Below are 17,794 nucleotides of genomic sequence, written 5' to 3' on the forward strand. Positions count from 1 at the left end.
CTCACCAGTTGCCGATGTCGGCGGCTTCGCCCTCGCCACCGGGCTTGCCATCCTTGCCCAGCGAGAAGAGATCGAATTCGCCGTGTTCACCGGGCTGGGCGTACAGGTAGGGCTGGCCCCAGGGGTCGGCCGGCACTTCCTTGCGCAGGTAAGGGCCCTGCCAGCGGTTCTCGGACGGGGGGCGCTTCATCAACGCCGCCAGGCCGTTTTCGCTGGTCGGATAGCGGCCGACATCGAGACGATACTGGTCCAGCGCTTTTTCCAGGGCGTCGATCTGGGCGCGCGCCGCCTTGACCTCGGACTTGCCGATCTGGGCAAAATATTTCGGGCCGACATAACCGGCCAGCAGGCCGATGATGACCATGACGACGAGCAGTTCGAGCAGCGTGAAACCGCGCTGGAGCGACGAAACGAACGAACGGGGAATAAGCGCCACGGTGTGCAGACGATTGATGACAGGACCGCTGATGTTATGGCCGATGCGTTACAGCGAAATGACATTGGCAGCGTCAAACCGCTGTAACAGACGGGGCATATTCTTCGCGACCATGTCCCCGATGTTGCGCCGCGTCCTTTTCCTTATTTCGATCGCCTTGCCCCTGCCTGCGCTGGCTTCGGCCAACGGTGCGATCTACGGTTTCGTCGATGAGGATGGCGTCGAACGCTTCAGCAATGTGCCCGATGACCGGCGCTACAAGCTGGTACTGGCCGACCGGCTGGCCCCGGCCACGGCCGCCTTGCAGGTGCCGCGCGGTGTCTTCGCCCTGCCTTTCGAGCAGCGGCCATTCCACGGTGCGATCCACGAGGCCAGCCGCAGCACCGGCGTCGACGCGGCCTTGCTGCATGCCGTCATCTCGGTTGAATCGGGTTACCGGGATCGCGCCGTTTCACCCAAGGGTGCGTCCGGCCTGATGCAATTGATGCCGGCCACGGCCCGCCGCTATGGCCTGGTCAACCTGCAGGATCCGGCCGAAAACATCCGGGCTGGCGCCCGCTATCTGCGCGACCTGCTGGCCATGTTCGACAACGATATCGAACTGGCCCTGGCCGCCTACAACGCCGGCGAAAACGCCGTGCTGCGCTTCGGCCGGCGCATCCCGCCCTACGGTGAAACAAAACGCTACGTGCCGCTCGTCATGGCGCACTACCAACGGATCAACGCCAATACCCGTCGCTGATACGGGGCCGGGGCGATGCCTGGCCGTGTCCTGATAGCGGACAGTTCCTTCTGTTCCTCCAAGAGCGTGCCGCTCGCAGGGAGATTACGGCGCACTCTGTAATGATTTATCCGATCCCCCGGTGGCTTGAATACTCGCGGCTTGAATGAGAATCGGCGCCAGCGTTGTCCGAAGCTTTGCCACCACCTCAGGCAGTGGGGCCATGACAATTTCGTTCTTTTTCAGAAATGCTTGCCACATTGCCTGACGCGATGTGTCGGTTGCGAATTCATCTGTCAGGCCAACAGGCAAGACGACCGGGAGCGGCATGCCTCGCCGGATGAAGGTTGCGGCGATTGCCTTTGCCAGCGTATTGGCATTCAGCACCTCGCGATCAAGCAACACCCAAATATCCAGGTAATCCTTCAAGCGGCTGTTGGTCATGCCGAGTAGGGCGATGGCATGCAGTTTTTCGGCGATGACCGTATAGACGGGGTTGGTCCGTAGTTGAGGCGCGGGCAAGTCGTCGATCAGAACCGGATAGGCTGCGTGCACCGGACCGGGGGTGACCGCATCTCCGAAGCCGATGTCGATCTGCGTTTTGCAGCGTGCCTTGGCAATTTCAGCGGTGATCAGAACGCGGGCTCCGGCATAGCCTGCATCCTTGCGGATTTCCTCGACGCTGACAGAGGCTGGATCGAAGACAATCCCATCCGCTACCTCAATGCTGGCGATGTCATGGAAGGTCCGGGCTATCGATTCGAGATCGCTTGCCCCAAAACCGAGAAGATCGGCATCCCTCGTACTCCGGTGGGGCATGTCATACCACAGTGTGAAGAGCAGTGCCCCCTTGAGCAGAAAGTGATCGGCGTACGCCGACTGGCTCAACCGGTAAAGGATTCGCTCCAATGCAAAGCGCACCAGTATCTGGTTGAAATCCGCGCCTTGTGCTTTCGCGGTATTCAGCAAGCGCGCCCTGACTGATGTGGCGAGATCCTTTTTCATTCGAGCGCCTCAAGATAGGGACGCATCACATTGGCAACCCGGCAAATTTTGGCGAAGCGCCAGAGTTCGTCGGCAGAGGCCTTTTTCTGTGCCTTTGCATCCTTCAATGCCTCCAGCGCAACGTCGAGCCCGATTTTGTTGCGGTGCTTGAAACAGTCGGCTATGGTCTTCGCAACACAATAAATCCGAAGCTTGACCTGATCGCGCTCCACGACCTCAATCCCTTCAGCGTAGGAATCTCCCGCAAACTGGACCATCTTCAATGGCGGGTAGTTGATCTTCGGTGTGTGGCTTCCGCGTGGCATTGCAATCCATATCCGGCGCGGCAGCTGGGTGGTGAGTTCATGAAACTGCAAGGCGGTGAGCAGGCAGAAGACTGCTTGCGGCACTTTGGTTGCGATGGCGAGCAGGTTTTCATGTTCAGAAACCTGACTGTCCGGGAGTCGATAGATTCCCCGCCCCGTTTTTTCCAGCAGGCCAGTGGTCGTCAGGCGCGTCAGGATCACTCGGGGGGCACCGATTTCATCAAGGTCGCGCGAACGCAGCGTTCCCTTCTGGCGGGCCAGGTCCAGGACTCGTTGGGTGTGGGTGTTAGGGCTCATGATTGGCCAAGTTTGTTCCATATATTCGTTTTATGCAAATAAATAACGAATTAACGGAACATATGGTAGCCTCGGAGAAGAAGCCCTTTGTTCCCCATTCCGGCCGGGCCTTTTGGCCGGCGCATCCGGCTTTCAGTTGGGCAAAGCGGGTAGGCGAGTCGCCAGCACTTCGTCGACCCGGTTCTTTTCCATGTCCATGATCTCGAAGTGCCAGTCACCCCAGTCGAAAGCTTCCGTCTTTTTCGGAATCCGGCCGAGATGAACGATGACGAAGCCGCCAACCGTGTGGAAATTGCCCAGGTCTTCTTCGGGCAGTTCCTTGATGCCGAGCAGTTCCTTCATCTCGTCGATGGCCAGCAGCCCGTCGAGCAGCCAGCTGCCGTCGCCGCGCTGGATGGCCAGCGGCGACTCGACCGCACCCGACAGCACATCACCGACCACGGTGCCCATCAGGTCGGAAAGCGTGACCAGCCCTTCGGTCGCTCCGAATTCGTTGGCGACCAGCGCCGTCTGCGTCTGATTGGCCTTGAAGAATTCGAGCAGGCCGATCAGCGACAGGGTGCCGGGCACGTAGTGCGGCGGGCTGGGCGACAGCTTGCCGAAATCCAGATCCTTGCCGTTGAGCAAGACCTGCAGCAGTTCGCGGCTCTCGACAAAGCCCAGGGCGTTGGCAATCCCGCCCTTGCACACCAGAAACCGGGAAACGGCCCGTTCCTGCAGAGTTTTCAGGTTTTCCTCGCGGCTGATGCTGAGGTCCAGGTAAGCGATGCCGGCCGCTGGCGTCATGATCCCGGCGACCCGCCGGTTGTCGAGACGAAAGACATTGCCGAGGATTTCGCTCTCCGTCTGGTCGAGGTTCCCGTCCTTGCGGCCGGCTTCGATCAGGAAACGGATTTCATCGGCAGCCGTCGCTTCGGCCGAGCCCTTGCTTGGGAAGAGGGCCAGAATCCAGTCGGCTGTTTTCGAGACGACCAGCACCAAGGGGTGGGCCAGCCGGAGCAGCACGGAGATCAGCCCGGCCAGTGCTTCGGCCAGCGCTTCAGGATGGGAAAGGGCGAGACGTTTCGGAATGACCTCGCCGAAAACAATCGAGAAGAAGGTGATGACGGTGACGACGATGCCCAGCGCAACCCCGTAGGCCGGCCCCTCAGCCAGCGGGAGCAGGCCGGAAAGCCAGGCCTGCAGGCGGGGCACCCACAGCGCTTCGCCATAAACCCCGGACAGCATGGCCAACGCAGTGATACCCAGCTGGGTCGTCGCCAGCAGACGGCTGGCGTGCTGGCGAAACCCCAGCACCGCCGAAGCCGCCGCCGAACCCTGCTCGGCCCGCATGGCGAGATGGGAAATACGGCTCGCCCCGACAGCCATCTCGGCCATGGCCAGGACACCACAGCCCAATATCAGCGCCACCAGAATCCAGATTTCCATATCCCCTCCTTTTGCCTCGATCAGGCCGGGCAATGCCCGTCAAATCAATGCTGGCACAAGCCGGCGGTTTTGGGGTGTGAAATTGCGGGGGGCAGTGGGGCGGTTGCCAGGGCTGCGACGAATGGGTGATGCGCCTTCGTCTTCGGGTAATCGGTCGTTGCTGCCGTTGGGCTGTTGGACAGGTTTGGGCCTCAATACGCCGGTTACCTTGTCGTTCAACCGCTGATGGAGGCGCGTTTAGCTTCTGCTTTGAATCCACGATCTACAATTTTGGCATCACTAAAAAGCTAGAATACAAGCAGTTCACCACGTTACAGGCCAAGCTCTATTGCTAACGATTTTGTGCTGGCCGGCAACCGTATCAATATGGAGAGATGATGCCGTTCAGATACGACGCAGCAAAAGATAAGCTACAAGCTCTGGTAAATCATTTTCGGGCATTATTAACCCGGCAATCAAATAGCCGATTTTGATATAATACTGGGCATGGAAAAGTTCGATGCCCGTAAATTGCCCCGCGATGCCCAAGACGAAATGCGTCGGCAGGCGATGCGGATGCGTGAAGAACTGAAATTGTCCTGGAAGGCCATTGCAAAGGTAGTTGGGGTGCATGTGAGCACGGTCATTGGTTGGTCCAAGCGCTATTCAATGGAAGGCTCGACGGGTCTGAAATCGAAGACGCGGGGTCGCCGTTATTTGTCGGGGCGGACGCTGACTTTGGCTCAGGAATGGCAATTGCGCTCGATCATCGTGGGCGAGAATCCAAAGCAGTTGAGTTTGCCGTTTGCCTTGTGGAATCGCCGTGCGGTGATGCAAATGGTCAAGGTTCTCTTTGACATCGACATGCCGATTCGCACGGTGGGCGAATACCTGCTGCGCTGGGGCTACACCCCGCAGCGACCGATGAAGCGGGCGCTGGAGCAGAACCCCGTCAAGGTTGAGCAGTGGCTCAATGACACCTACCCGACAATCGCTGCCCGGGCTAAGGCTGAAGGAGCCACCATCTATTGGGGTGATGAGACAGCGGTGGCGGAAGACGGGCACTGGCTTCGCGGTTATGCGCCGGCTGGCCAAACACCAGTCCTGGCTGCACCGAGCAAGCGACATGGCTTGTCGATGGTCTCTGCCATCAGCAACCAGGGGCTGGTTCGCTTCGAGTTCATTGAAGAAGCCATGAACACCGACCTGTTCATTGGGTTCATGGAAAGGCTGATCGCCGACAGCGGCCAGAAAGTCTTTCTCATTCTCGATAACCTGAAAGTCCATCACGCCAAGCTGGTCACCGCGTGGCTGGCGGAGAGGACGGATCAAATTGAGGTCTTCTATCTCCCGCCGTACTCGCCGGAGATTAATCCCGACGAATACCTGAACCGGGATTTCAAAACCGGGCTGCGTTCCTCTGACCGTGCCACCAGCAAAAAGGCGTTGCTGCAAAAGGCGACCGGATTCATGGAATTCCTCAGCAAAACACCGGAACGGGTGATGGCTTATTTCAATCATTCGGCTGTCCAATATGCAGCTTTGTCATCTATTTGATTGCCGGGTTAATAGATTGCCTCAATGAGGCAGAGACTCGGTTCCAATTTATTGATCAATTCTTGGTCGATTGCCTTGGCTGGGACCGAAATCTTGTCAGGGTGGAACGGTATGAAAATGGTGATTTTACTGATTATGAGTTGGGCGATCCGCGTGGCCTAATACTTGAGGCAAAACGCGATAATCGATACTTCGAAATACCTGCCCGGAATAAAGCGAAACTAGTCACCTCTATACGCTCGATATGTGACTTAAGCCCAAGCGCTAAAGACGCTATTGAGCAGGTTCAGCGCTATTGCTCATCTCGTGGAGTCCGCCTTGCTGCGGTATCCAATGGATCTCAGTTAATCGCATTCATCGGCAGTCGTTATGATGGGAAATCGCCACTAGATGGAACTGCACTCATTCTCGACGGCTTCGATGAGTTGCTAGAGAATTTCGGAAGAGTTTATGAATGCTTATCCCCTTCTGGCGTTTCTGCCAACAAACTAGCTTCGTTCTTAGAGGAGAATAGCGTTGCAGGTATCCCAGAAAAAATTTCCACATTTATTCGCAACTATCCATCCTTCCGGTATCAGACAAACTCTGCGAGCCAATTACGTCTCATCGCTGAACTCCTACTGGAGGATGTAATCAGAACGGAAGAGGTTGAAAAGCAGTTTTATAAGGAATGTTATTGCGAAAGTGGAGCACTGGCCCAAGATGCATTAGTTAGCAAAAATTTGCTTCGTACTCGTTATGCAGCGCTTTTCGATCCATCGGAGGCATCTCCTGTGCTTTCACCTGCAAAGCCCAAAGGAGGAGCTTCAATCTCGGCTGAAATTTTGGCCGAGGGGCTTTCACGGCGACCAATTATTTTAATTGGAGATGTCGGTGTAGGGAAAACATCGTTTATTAAGAACCTGATTTTAGTCCTTGCTGAGAAAGAGTTTAAGGAGTCCATCTATTTGTATTTGGATCTTGGGGTGAACGTTGTTCTTGAAAATGGAGTTGAGGACTATGTTCATCGAGAAATACAAAAACAATTAGAGCAGAAGTACGATATAGATATCTCCTCTCTCGCATTTATATCTAATGTATACAAGGAAGATATCACCAAATTTGAGCGAGGAATCTTCGGACCTCTTAAAGTGACAGATAGTTCTCTGTACCAACTTAAATTATGTGAAATGCTGGAAAGCAAGGTCAAATCCGTCGAACAACATTTGCGTTACGCTTTTCAAAAAATCAGCAAAGAAACCCGCAAGCAGGTTGTTGTAATCATCGACAACATTGACCAACGAGATCTCGAACTGCAACAGAAAGCCTTCATTATTTCTCAGAGCATTGCTCAGCACTGGGGCGCGATTGTCTTTCTTGCCGTACGCCCAAATACTTTCCATGAGTCGAAGCGCTCAGGGTCACTTTCTGCATATCCCAATAAGATTTTTTACATCATGCCACCTCGACCTGAGCAGGTGTTAGAACGGAGACTGGTGTTTGCATTGAATATGGCAGAGGGGCGGATGCCTATAGAGTCTCTCTCCAGCGTCAGTCTGAATCTCACTGAAATCGCTTTGTTCTTTAAAGCTCTTTTATTGGCACTGAGAAAAAACCCCCAAGTCTCGGAGTTTTTGTCAAACATAACCGGTGGCAATGTTCGCTCAATGATCGATTTTGTAACGAAATTTATCGGGAGCCCAAATGTTGACTCCGATAAAATTGTTGGCCATATGAAAGATGGCGACGGATACATCATACCTGTTCATGAGTTTTCGAAAGCAGCATTACTGGGTGATTATGCTCACTATGACCCAGGATCTTCATTAGCCATAAATTTATTTGACGTGAGGTACCCTGATCGTCGAGAGCACTTTTTGTCCACGCTAATACTTGGTTATTTAAACTACGACCCTTCCCATGGACGATCTGACGGTTTCGTAGGAATTCTGGATTTGCTTTCTGAGCTTCAATCACAAGGTTTCTCTAAGGAACAGGTTGGAAGTGCGCTGCGCCGACTTACAAATAAAAAACTAATTGAAACCAGCCAACGTGTGACTTTTGAGGAGACCACTGGAGTCGAGCTTCTCGGTGACCTTCCTGAGTCATTCCGAATAACGACCGTCGGTGCGTACCATCTAACTAGATGGTGTGGAACATTTGCGTACATTGACGCGATGGTTTTCGATACCCCGATTTTTGATAGTGAATTAAGGAAATTGTGCAGTTTTGAATATGAGTCATTTGACATCGCCCATCGCTACGAACGCTCTATCAACTTCAGGCACTACTTGAACGAGACATGGGGTTTAGCAGGAATTAGTGTTCCATACTTCAATTGGAATACTGTACGCGATCAATCTCAATCTACTTTCGATAGTGTGAACAGTTTTATCAAGAGTGGAGTTAAACCTCGAAGAACGAAACATCGCTGAGCTTGATGTGTCGTACCCTGTCATAACGAACACGACAGCGGTAACGGTAGCGAGTTGGATGCCGTCCTGTGCTGCGGATGGCAGCTGCCATTAGCCACCGTACGACAGGTTGCCGGTATATTGCAGCCAGATACTGCGCAAAAGCCCAAAGGCATAAAAGGCCGATTAATTGCCATTCTGGGTAAACCTGAGTCAACGAAAAAGGGAGCTGCTAGCTCCCTTTGGTCCTGAAATATCAGAAACAGAAATCAGGCGAAGTTGGCTTCGACGAAGGACCAGTTGACCAGCGAGGCCAGGAAGGTTTCGACGAACTTCGGACGCATGTTGCGGTAGTCGATGTAGTAGGCGTGTTCCCAGACGTCGACGCAGAGCAGGGCCTTGTCGCCGGTGGTCAGCGGGGTGCCGGCGGCGCCCATGTTGACGATGTCGAGGGAACCGTCGGCCTTCTTGACCAGCCAGGTCCAGCCGGAACCGAAGTTGCCGACCGCGGAGGTCTGGAAGGCGGTCTTGAAGGCATCCAGCGAGCCCCACTTGGCATCGATGGCTGCAGCCAGCGCGCCGGTCGGAGCGCCGCCGCCGTTCGGCTTCATGCAGTTCCAGAAGAAGCTGTGGTTCCAGACCTGGGCTGCGTTGTTATAGACGCCGCCGGCCGGGGCCTTCTTGACGATGGCTTCGAGGTCGAGGTTTTCGTACTCGGTGCCCTTGATCAGGTTGTTCAGGTTGGTGACATAGGCCTGATGGTGCTTGCTGTAGTGGTAGTCGAAGGTCTCGGCCGACATGTGCGGGGCGAGTGCGTCCTTGGCGTACGGCAGCTGGGGCAGTTGATGTTCCATTTATATTCTCCGTTGTATTTGAGGGGTGAAACGAAAATTCTAGTCAGCTTCGGGCGTTGTCACAACCTGATTGACGGTGGCCGTGGCCGAGCCGCGAGCAAAGCTGAGCTTGAGGGCATCGCCGGGTGCCAGCGCCGAGGCATCGCGGATGGCGCGGCCGTCGGGGCCAATGGCCAGCGCATAACCACGGGTCAGTACCGCATGCGGATCCAGCTGCTTGAGACTGCTGGATAGCGAATTAAGTTTCCCGGAATGTTGAGAAAGTGCCCATTGGGTCTGTTTGGCCAGGCGGTGGCGCAGGTGTTCCAGGGCTCCGGCCTGTAATTCAGGGCGCGGCCGGGCCGTTGTCTGGCGCTGGCCGAGGGTGGTCAGTTGCAGGCGGGAGCGATCGATCTGGCGAAACAGGGCGCGCTGCAGGCGCAGGCCGAGTGCGTCGTTTTCCTGATGGCGTTGGCGAATCCGTTCGGCCGGGTGGATCAGGCGGCCGCCCAGCCAGTCGATACGCTGTTGCTGGTCGGCCAGCGAACGTTCGACCCGTCGCCGGATCTGATTTTCTAGTTGGCCGAGGCGGTTGAGCAGGCTGTCGCGGTCGGGGCTGACCAGCTCGGCGGCGGCGGTTGGCGTCGGGGCGCGCAGGTCGGCGGCAAAATCGGCAATGGTGAAGTCGGTTTCATGGCCGATGCCGGAAATGACCGGAATGGCCGAGGCGCGAATGGCGCGGGCGACGCATTCCTCGTTGAAGGCCCACAGGTCTTCGATACTGCCGCCGCCGCGGCACAGGATGATCGTATCGCATCCGCCGTTGGCGGCCTGGCCAAGCGCTTCGGCGATTTTGGCGCCGGCGCCTTCACCCTGGACGAGAGTCGGGAAGATGGTGATGCGCAGGTGGGGCGCCCGTCGATGCAGGGTGGTCAATACATCGCGCAGGGCGGCTGCCTGCAGGCTGCTGACAATGGCAATGTGCCGGGGGAAGGCGGGAATCGGGCGTTTGTTCTCGGGGGCGAACAGTCCTTCGGCTTCAAGTTGCGCCTTCAGACGCAGGAAGCGTTCAAACAGATCGCCCTGACCGGCCCGGCGGACGGCTTCGATGTTGAGCTGGAATTCGCCGCGCGGCTCATAAAACGAAACCAGCGCCCGCGCCTCGATCTTCTGGCCATTTTCCAGGCGCCAGCCCAGCAGTTGGGCACGGCTGCGCCAGATGACGCAGCGAACCTGGGCGCTGCTGTCTTTCAGCGAAAAGTAGACATGGCCCGACGCGGCATAGGTCAGATTGGAAATCTCGCCGCCGACCCAGGTGAGCGGAAAGGCCGCTTCCAGACAGTCCCGCACCAGGCGGTTCAGGCTGGCAACGCTGAGGACGGAGTTGCCGACAGGCGGGGTGGGTATGAGCATGGCCGGATTGTAACTCGTGGCCAAAATTGCATGTCGTCTGTTGACAGGCTGAAGTTTTCTTAAGTGACTGATTTTAAATGGTTCAAATTATATGCCTTGTTTTTTGGCAGAGCAGGAAAAGTCCTTTGTGGAAGGGGGTTTAGCGCAGTTGATGACAACCGATTCACAGACTTATCCACAGGTTTTGGGGATAAGCCGCGGCGAGGGCGGTATTTCGTCGCTTGCTCTGTAGCGGGGGGCAGGGCAGAATTGCGGGCTAATATTCCACCAAGGATTTCCACAGTGTTAGCTATCGTTCAAGCGGCCGGCTGGCCAATTTGGCCCCTGTTACTGGCTTCGGTTATTTCGGTCGCGCTGATTATCGAGCGTCTGGTTGCCTTGCGCCGCTCCAAGGTGGTGCCGACAGGTTTGCTCCAGCGCGCCGTCGGCGAGTTCAAGCGTGGCGCCAACAACGACAAGTTGCTGGAAGAGCTGGATGCCCATTCACCGCTTGGCCGTGTGCTGTCGGCTGGTCTGCGCAACGTTAATTCGACCCGCGAGATCATGAAGGAGTCCATCGAAGAATCCGGTTCTGCAGTCTCCCATGAGCTGAACCGTTATCTGACGACGCTTGGCACTATCGCCTCGATCAGCCCGCTGATGGGCCTGTTCGGTACCGTGGTCGGCATGATCGAAATCTTCGGTTCGCAGTCGCCGACTGGCGCCAATCCGATGCAACTGGCCCACGGTATTTCCGTGGCCCTGTACAACACCGGCTTCGGTCTGGTCATCGCCATCCCCAGCCTGATCTTCTGGCGGCATTTCCGGGCGCTGGCCGATGGCTTCGTCGTCGAGATGGAGCAGCAGGCCGTTCGCCTCGTCGAGTACATGCACGGCGACCGGAAGTAAGTCATGAATTTTCAGCGCGGCCGTAGCCGGGAAGAGCCGGAAATCAACCTGATTCCGTTGATCGACGTCCTGCTGGTCATCATCATCTTCCTGATGCTGACCACCACTTACGCCAAGTTCTCCGGGCTGGAAATCAACCTGCCGACGGCGGATGCCAGCAAGCAGGCCGAGCAGCCGAACGAAGTCGATGTTGCTGTGACCGCCAGCGGTCAGATCCTGGTCAACAAGTCACCGTTGACGGCCACCGACGTCAAGAGCATTGCCGATGGCCTGCGCCGGGCGGCGGGCAGTCGTGAGGATCCGCTGATCGTCATCAATGCCGATGCCAAGGCAACGCATCAAAGCGTGGTCGACGTGATGCAGGCGGCGCAGACGGCCGGTTATCCGCACATTTCCTTCGCCACCCAGAATCGCTGATGCTGGCACGCTGGTTACAGCGACAGTGGTTTGAGCAACGCCGGCTGACGCCGGCGTTGTGGCTTTTGCTGCCGCTCGCCTGGCTGTATGCCGGTTTGAGCGCGCTCAATCGCCGTTTCACCAAGCCGCAACGCCTGCCGGTGCCGGTCATTGTGGTTGGCAACATCATCGTCGGCGGTGCGGGCAAGACGCCGCTGACCCTGTGGCTGGCTCGCCAATTGCGCGATCGCGGCTGGCGACCGGGGATTGTCAGCCGTGGCTACGGTCGTTCCGGGGATGAAGTCATTGCGGTGAGTGCCGCATCGCGGCCGGAGGAGGTCGGGGATGAGCCTTTGTTGCTCGCCCGGCGCAGCGGTGTTCCCGTCTGGGTCGGGCGCCATCGGGCGGCGGCTGGCGAGGCTTTGCTGGCTGCCCATCCGGAAGTCGATGTCGTGCTCTGCGACGACGGATTGCAGCATTACGCCCTGGCGCGGGACGTCGAACTGGTTGTCTTTGATGCCCGCGGCGCCGGCAATGGCTGGCGCTTGCCGGTCGGGCCCTTGCGTGAGCCGGTTTCACGGCTGGCGACAGTCGATGCCATCATTTGCAACGGCTTGCCGGAAACTGGCTTGTCTACTGCGACGCCGAGCTTCGCGATGACTCTCAAGCCTGACTTGTTCTATCGCCTTGGCGCCACCGGGCAAACGGCTTCGGCCGAGAGTCTGCGTGGCCGAGGTGCGCTTCACGCCCTCGCCGGTATTGGCAATCCGGAGCGCTTTTTCCGGACGCTGGCGTCGCTCGGCTTGCACTGCGAAAACCATCCTTTTCCGGATCATCATCGCTATGTTGCTGCCGATCTGGCTTTCGCCAGGGACGGCATCCTGCTGATGACCGAGAAGGATGCAGTAAAATGTGCCGGACTGACGGCGGGTGAAACCTGGGTTCTGCCCGTCGAGGCCGAGCTTTCGCAGGCCCTTATTGAACTGATTTTGGAGAAACTCCGTGGACGCCAGGTTGCTTGATATTCTCGTCTGCCCGATTTGCAAGGGCAATCTCGAACACCGCAAGGCCGAAAAGGAACTGGTCTGCAAGCCTTGCAAACTGGCTTTCCCGATCCGCGACGACATTCCCATCATGCTCGAGGACGAAGCGCGCCAACTCAACGCGGACGGGCAGTAATGTCCGGTCTGGCATTCAAGGTCGTCATTCCGGCTCGTTACGCGTCGACCCGTCTGCCAGCCAAGCCGCTGCTCGATCTTGGCGGCAAGCCGATGGTCGTCCGGGTAGCCGAGCGGGCGCGACTGTCGGGGGCCGAGGAAATCTGGGTGGCAACCGATCACCCCGAAGTTCGCGCCGCGGCCGAAGCGCACGAAGTGGCCGCCCTGATGACGCGCAGCGACCATGCCACCGGGACCGACCGTCTGGCTGAAGTGGTCGAGCAGCGCGGCTGGGCGGGTGACACCATCATCGTCAATGTGCAGGGCGACGAGCCGCTGATTGAGCCGGAAGTGATCATCCAGACGGCACGCCAACTTGCGGCCAGCGGTGCCGACATCGCGACGGTGGCGCACCCGATTACCGATGCGGCAGATTTCTTCAATCCGAACGTCGTCAAGGTGGTGTGCCGGGCCGATGGCGATGCCGCCTACTTTTCCCGGGCGCCGATTCCTTATGCCCGCGATCATTTCGCCAAAGAGGATGGGGGCGAAACCTTGCCCGCCAACTTCCCGGCTTATCGCCATGTCGGCTTGTATGCCTATCGGGCCAGCTTCCTGAAGGCCTACGCCGGATTGACGCCGGCACCCACCGAGCATTTTGAGTCGCTGGAACAACTGCGTGCGTTGTGGCACGGCTACCGGATCAGCGTCACGCTGATCGATGCTGCGCCAGCGCCCGGCGTCGATACGCCCGAAGACGCAGAGCGGATGCGCAAACTGTTTGACCGTGCCAATAATTGCGAGTAATTTTCCGCTCTTAGAGAGCGGCCACGACTGAAGCCGATAACAAGAATTTCTTAGACAAAACCGAGGGACTTTTCATGAAATTGATTCTGTTGGGCGCACCCGGCGCCGGCAAAGGAACGCAAGCCACTTTCATCTCCAAACAGTTTGGTATTCCGCAGATTTCCACCGGCGACATGCTGCGTGCCCAGGTCAAGGCCGGCACCGAGCTGGGGCTGGAAGCCAAGAAGCACATGGACGCAGGCGGCCTGGTGCCGGATGCCGTGATCATCGGCATGGTCAAGGATCGTCTGACCCAGGACGATTGCAAGAACGGTTACCTGTTCGACGGCTTCCCGCGCACCATTCCCCAGGCTCAGGCCATGAAGGATGCTGGCGTGCCGATCGAGTTCGTGCTCGAAATCGACGTGCCGGACAGCGATATCGTCGAGCGCATGGCTGGCCGTCGTGCTCATCTGGCTTCGGGCCGTACCTACCACGTCAAGTTCAACCCGCCGAAGGTTGAAGGCAAGGACGACGTGACCGGCGAGCCGCTCGTTCAGCGTGACGACGACAAGGAAGAGACTGTCAAGAAGCGTCTGGAAATCTACCATTCGCAAACCAAGCCGCTGGTTGATTTCTACGGCAAGTGGGCGGCTGAAGGCGATGCCAAAGCCCCCAAGGTGCGCAAGGTGGCCGGCGTTGGTAGCGTCGACAACATCACCAAGAGCGTTTTTGAAGCGCTGAAGTAAGGAGCTAAAGATGGCGGCGAAAAATGCCTTCTACGCGCAGTCGGGGGGCGTAACTGCCGTCATCAACGCAACGGCGTGCGGCCTGATTCAGGAAGCACGCCGGCATCCCGAGAAGATCGGGAAAGTCTACGCCGGGCGCGATGGCATCATCGGGGCGCTGACGGAAGACCTGATTGATACCAGCCTCGAATCCGACGAGGATATCGCCCGCCTGCGGCACACGCCGGGCGGCGCTTTCGGTTCCTGTCGTTACAAACTGAAAAGCCTGGAGCAGCATCGGGCGCAATACGAACGCCTGATCGAAGTCTTCAAGGCGCACGACATCGGCTATTTCTTCTACAACGGCGGCAACGACTCCATGGATACCGCCTGGAAGGTGTCGCAGATCGCCGAAAAGATGGGTTACCCGGTGGTCTGTGTCGGCGTGCCGAAAACCGTTGATAACGACCTGCCTCATACCGATTGTTGTCCCGGTTTTGGTTCGGTCGCCAAGTACGTGGCAACGTCGATCCGTGAGGCCGGCTACGATGTGGCTTCGATGGCGCGGACCTCGACCAAGATTTTCGTGCTGGAAGTGATGGGGCGTCATGCCGGCTGGATCACTGCCGCTTGCGGCCTGGCTTCGGAAAATGCCGGCGAACCGCCGCATATCCTGCTTTTCCCGGAAGTGCCTTTCGATCCCGAGCGTTTCCTCGCTCGCGTCGATGAGTGCGTCAAGCAATACGGCTACTGTACGGTGGCGGTTTCCGAGGGCTTGTCCGACGCCGCCGGCAATCTGATCGCCGAGTCCGGAACCAAGGATGCTTTCGGGCATTCACAACTGGGCGGTGTCGGTCAGATGGTGGCCCAGTTGGTCAAGGACAAGCTGGGTTACAAGTACCACTGGGCGCTGGCTGATTACCTGCAGCGCTCGGCCCGACATCTGGCCTCGAAAACCGATCTGGAACAGGCGCATGCCCTGGGTGTTGCGGCCGTCGATCTGGCCTTGCAGGGCAAGAATGCGGTGATGGCGACCATCGAGCGTCTGGACGATGCCCCGTACCGCTGGCAGATCGGCAACGCGCCGCTGGCCGAGATCGCCAACGTCGAGCGCAAGATGCCGCCCGAGTTCATCTCGCCGGATGGCTTCCATATCACCGATGCGTGCCGTGCCTATCTGCAGCCATTGATTCATGGCGAGGAGCCGCCGCCCTATCGCAACGGCCTGCCGGATTACATTCGCCTGAAGAATATTTCTGTCGCCAAAAAGCTGGGGAGTTTTAACGTTTGATTTCGTTGTTAACCAAGGAGGGGGAATAATGAGTACAGCGTTGTTGCTGGCGCTAGGTTGCGCCGTGTTGGCAGTCCTGTATGGCTGGATTTCCAGTCGACAGATCCTCGCGTTGCCCGCCGGCAACGAGCGAATGCAGGAGATCGCCAAAGCCATCCAGCAGGGGGCGGAAGCGTATCTCAGCCGCCAGTACAAGACTATTGCGATGGTTGGCGTCATCCTCTTCCTGGTGATCGGACTCATCCCCAAGCTGGGCTGGTTGACTGCTTTCGGCTTCCTGATCGGTGCTGTGCTCTCTGGCGCGGCCGGCTTCATCGGCATGAACGTTTCCGTGCGCGCCAATGTCCGGACGGCTGAAGCGGCCCGTAGCGGAATTTCTGCTGCACTGGATGTCGCCTTCAAGGGCGGCGCGATTACCGGCATGCTGGTGGTTGGTCTGGGTCTGCTCGGTGTGGCTGGCTACTTTGCTTTCCTGAAATCGGCCAGTGCGCCAGGCGCTGACCTGCACCACATCATCGAGCCGCTGGTCGGTCTGGCCTTTGGTTCTTCGCTGATCTCCATCTTTGCCCGACTGGGTGGCGGTATCTTCACCAAGGGTGCTGACGTTGGTGCCGACCTGGTGGGCAAGGTCGAAGCCGGCATTCCCGAAGACGACCCGCGCAACCCGGCCGTTATCGCCGACAACGTTGGTGACAACGTCGGTGACTGTGCCGGTATGGCGGCCGACCTGTTTGAAACCTACGCGGTGACGGTCGTCGCGACCATGGTTCTGGCCGCGCTGACCATCAAGTCCTTCCCGGGCTTGGGTGAAAATCTTGTGCTCTATCCGCTGGCCCTGGGCGGCGTGTCGATCATCGCGTCCATCGTCGGCTGCTATTTCGTCAAGGCGACCGAAGGCGGCAAGATCATGGCGGCGCTTTATCGCGGCCTGATCGTCGCCGGGGTGCTGGCGCTGGCCGCCTATTATCCGATCACCTCATGGCTGATCGGGGCCGGTGATGCCGCTGCCAAGATCACGACCGCCTCGATGTTCGGCTGCTCGGTCGTCGGTCTTGTCCTGACCGCTGCACTGGTCTGGATTACCGAGTACTACACCGGTACCGACTACGCGCCGGTCAAGCATGTTGCTTCGTCCTGCCAGACCGGTCATGCGACCAATATCATCGCCGGTATCGGCGTCTCGATGAAGGCTTGCGCCTGGCCGGTGCTCTCCGTCTGTGCGGCGATCTATGCTGCCTTCGCGATGGGTGGCCTGTTCGGTATCGCCATTGCTGCAACGTCGATGCTGTCGATGGCCGGTATCGTCGTGGCGCTTGATGCCTATGGTCCGATCACCGACAACGCCGGTGGTATTGCCGAAATGGCCGAACTGCCGAAGGAAGTCCGCAATGTGACCGATCCGCTCGATGCCGTCGGTAACACGACCAAGGCCGTAACCAAGGGCTATGCCATTGGTTCCGCCGGTCTGGCGGCTCTGGTGCTGTTCGCCGACTACACGCACGGTCTGGAAGCGGCTTCCGGCAAGGTCTTTACCTTCGATCTGTCGAACCATCTGGTCATCATCGGCCTCTTCATCGGCGGCCTGATTCCTTACCTGTTTGGCGCCATGGCGATGGAGGCGGTGGGCCGTTCGGCCAGCGCCGTGGTCATGGAAGTGCGTCGTCAGTTCAAGGAAATCCCCGGCATCATGGAAGGGACGGCCAAGCCGGACTATTCCCGTGCCGTCGATATGCTGACCGTTGCGGCCATCAAGGAAATGATGATTCCGTCCATCCTGCCGGTGGCTGTGCCGATCGTTGTCGGTCTGGTGCTTGGGCCACAGGCGCTGGGCGGCCTGCTGGTCGGGACCATCGTGACTGGCCTGTTCGTGGCCATTTCGATGACCACCGGCGGCGGCGCATGGGATAACGCCAAGAAGTACATCGAGGATGGTCACTTCGGTGGCAAGGGCTCGGAGGCCCACAAGGCAGCCGTGACCGGCGACACCGTTGGCGATCCGTATAAGGATACGGCGGGTCCGGCCGTTAATCCGCTGATCAAGATCATCAATCTGGTCGCCCTGCTGATTGTTCCGTTGATTGCTTGATCAACTCAGGGCTTTCGTGAAAAAGGCGGTCTCGGCCGCCTTTTTACATTTCTTTGAATTGCCATTATCAAGCCAAGCTAGAATCGCCAAAAATC

At 57.8% G+C, this 17,794-nt stretch carries 17 protein-coding genes; 11 read left to right on the forward strand and 6 right to left on the reverse strand.

Going from position 1 to position 17,794, the window contains the following annotated elements:
• Position 1 precedes the first annotated feature (1 nt).
• Positions 2-436 (reverse strand): type II secretion system major pseudopilin GspG, encoded by a 435-nt coding sequence (gene gspG, locus KI617_RS04865; protein WP_226450897.1) that lies wholly within the window; start codon positions 434-436, stop codon positions 2-4.
• Positions 437-548: 112 nt separating this feature from the next.
• Here gspG and KI617_RS04870 point away from each other — a divergent pair, with 112 nt between their 5' ends.
• The gene (locus KI617_RS04870; protein ID WP_226450898.1) at positions 549-1,178 is read left to right on the forward strand and encodes a lytic transglycosylase domain-containing protein; all 630 of its coding nucleotides are present in this window, start codon (positions 549-551) and stop codon (positions 1,176-1,178) included.
• Between the two features lie 84 nt (positions 1,179-1,262).
• Here KI617_RS04870 and KI617_RS04875 read toward each other — a convergent pair whose 3' ends face one another.
• The 3 genes from KI617_RS04875 to KI617_RS04885 form a co-directional block, all read right to left on the reverse strand.
• The gene (locus KI617_RS04875) at positions 1,263-2,162 is read right to left on the reverse strand and encodes a nucleotidyl transferase AbiEii/AbiGii toxin family protein (protein WP_226450899.1); all 900 of its coding nucleotides are present in this window, start codon (positions 2,160-2,162) and stop codon (positions 1,263-1,265) included.
• The gene (locus KI617_RS04880; RefSeq protein WP_226450900.1) at positions 2,159-2,785 is read right to left on the reverse strand and encodes a type IV toxin-antitoxin system AbiEi family antitoxin domain-containing protein; all 627 of its coding nucleotides are present in this window, start codon (positions 2,783-2,785) and stop codon (positions 2,159-2,161) included. The genes KI617_RS04875 and KI617_RS04880 overlap by 4 nt, the downstream gene beginning before the upstream one ends.
• Before the next feature lie 111 nt (positions 2,786-2,896).
• Positions 2,897-4,192: a hemolysin family protein gene (locus KI617_RS04885; protein ID WP_226450901.1), complete on the reverse strand. Its 1,296-nt coding sequence runs from the start codon at positions 4,190-4,192 to the stop codon at positions 2,897-2,899.
• A gap of 486 nt (positions 4,193-4,678) precedes the next feature.
• Between KI617_RS04885 and KI617_RS04890 the strand changes: the two genes are divergently transcribed.
• Positions 4,679-5,728, forward strand: coding sequence for an IS630 family transposase (locus tag KI617_RS04890; protein WP_226446022.1), 1,050 nt, complete (start codon positions 4,679-4,681; stop codon positions 5,726-5,728).
• A gap of 101 nt (positions 5,729-5,829) precedes the next feature.
• The gene (locus KI617_RS04895) at positions 5,830-8,142 is read left to right on the forward strand and encodes a P-loop NTPase fold protein (RefSeq protein WP_226450902.1); all 2,313 of its coding nucleotides are present in this window, start codon (positions 5,830-5,832) and stop codon (positions 8,140-8,142) included.
• 248 nt (positions 8,143-8,390) lie between these two features.
• On the opposite strand, the gene KI617_RS04900 is transcribed toward KI617_RS04895, so the two are convergent.
• Together KI617_RS04900 and xseA are read right to left on the reverse strand one after the other, a co-directional pair.
• Positions 8,391-8,975, reverse strand: a complete 585-nt coding sequence (locus tag KI617_RS04900) for a superoxide dismutase (RefSeq protein WP_226450903.1) — start codon at positions 8,973-8,975, stop codon at positions 8,391-8,393.
• A 39-nt stretch (positions 8,976-9,014) separates the two neighbouring features.
• Positions 9,015-10,367 carry an exodeoxyribonuclease VII large subunit gene (xseA, locus tag KI617_RS04905; protein WP_226450904.1) on the reverse strand — a complete coding sequence of 451 codons (1,353 nt, stop codon included), beginning with the start codon at positions 10,365-10,367 and terminating at the stop codon, positions 9,015-9,017.
• Between the two features lie 282 nt (positions 10,368-10,649).
• Here xseA and KI617_RS04910 point away from each other — a divergent pair, with 282 nt between their 5' ends.
• The 8 genes from KI617_RS04910 (at position 10,650) to KI617_RS04945 (ending at position 17,699) form a co-directional block, all read left to right on the forward strand.
• On the forward strand, positions 10,650-11,255 hold the full coding sequence (locus KI617_RS04910) for a MotA/TolQ/ExbB proton channel family protein (RefSeq protein ID WP_226450905.1): 606 nt from the start codon (positions 10,650-10,652) through the stop codon (positions 11,253-11,255).
• Positions 11,256-11,258: 3 nt separating this feature from the next.
• Positions 11,259-11,672, forward strand: coding sequence for an ExbD/TolR family protein (locus KI617_RS04915; protein WP_226450906.1), 414 nt, complete (start codon positions 11,259-11,261; stop codon positions 11,670-11,672).
• Positions 11,672-12,673 carry a tetraacyldisaccharide 4'-kinase gene (gene lpxK, locus KI617_RS04920; protein ID WP_226450907.1) on the forward strand — a complete coding sequence of 334 codons (1,002 nt, stop codon included), beginning with the start codon at positions 11,672-11,674 and terminating at the stop codon, positions 12,671-12,673. The genes KI617_RS04915 and lpxK overlap by 1 nt, the downstream gene beginning before the upstream one ends.
• Positions 12,654-12,830, forward strand: a complete 177-nt coding sequence (locus tag KI617_RS04925) for a Trm112 family protein (RefSeq protein ID WP_226401137.1) — start codon at positions 12,654-12,656, stop codon at positions 12,828-12,830. Before lpxK ends, KI617_RS04925 begins: the two co-directional genes overlap by 20 nt.
• Positions 12,830-13,615 (forward strand): 3-deoxy-manno-octulosonate cytidylyltransferase, encoded by a 786-nt coding sequence (gene kdsB / locus KI617_RS04930; protein WP_226450908.1) that lies wholly within the window; start codon positions 12,830-12,832, stop codon positions 13,613-13,615. Before KI617_RS04925 ends, kdsB begins: the two co-directional genes overlap by 1 nt.
• Before the next feature lie 74 nt (positions 13,616-13,689).
• Positions 13,690-14,343, forward strand: a complete 654-nt coding sequence (adk, locus tag KI617_RS04935) for an adenylate kinase (RefSeq protein ID WP_226450909.1) — start codon at positions 13,690-13,692, stop codon at positions 14,341-14,343.
• A gap of 10 nt (positions 14,344-14,353) precedes the next feature.
• Positions 14,354-15,613 carry a 6-phosphofructokinase gene (locus KI617_RS04940; protein WP_226450910.1) on the forward strand — a complete coding sequence of 420 codons (1,260 nt, stop codon included), beginning with the start codon at positions 14,354-14,356 and terminating at the stop codon, positions 15,611-15,613.
• A gap of 28 nt (positions 15,614-15,641) precedes the next feature.
• Positions 15,642-17,699, forward strand: a complete 2,058-nt coding sequence (locus tag KI617_RS04945) for a sodium-translocating pyrophosphatase (RefSeq protein WP_226450911.1) — start codon at positions 15,642-15,644, stop codon at positions 17,697-17,699.
• The last annotated feature ends 95 nt before the right edge of the window (positions 17,700-17,794 follow it).

It is taken from the genome of Ferribacterium limneticum (assembly GCF_020510625.1).
Taxonomy (GTDB): domain Bacteria; phylum Pseudomonadota; class Gammaproteobacteria; order Burkholderiales; family Rhodocyclaceae; genus Azonexus; species Azonexus limneticus_A.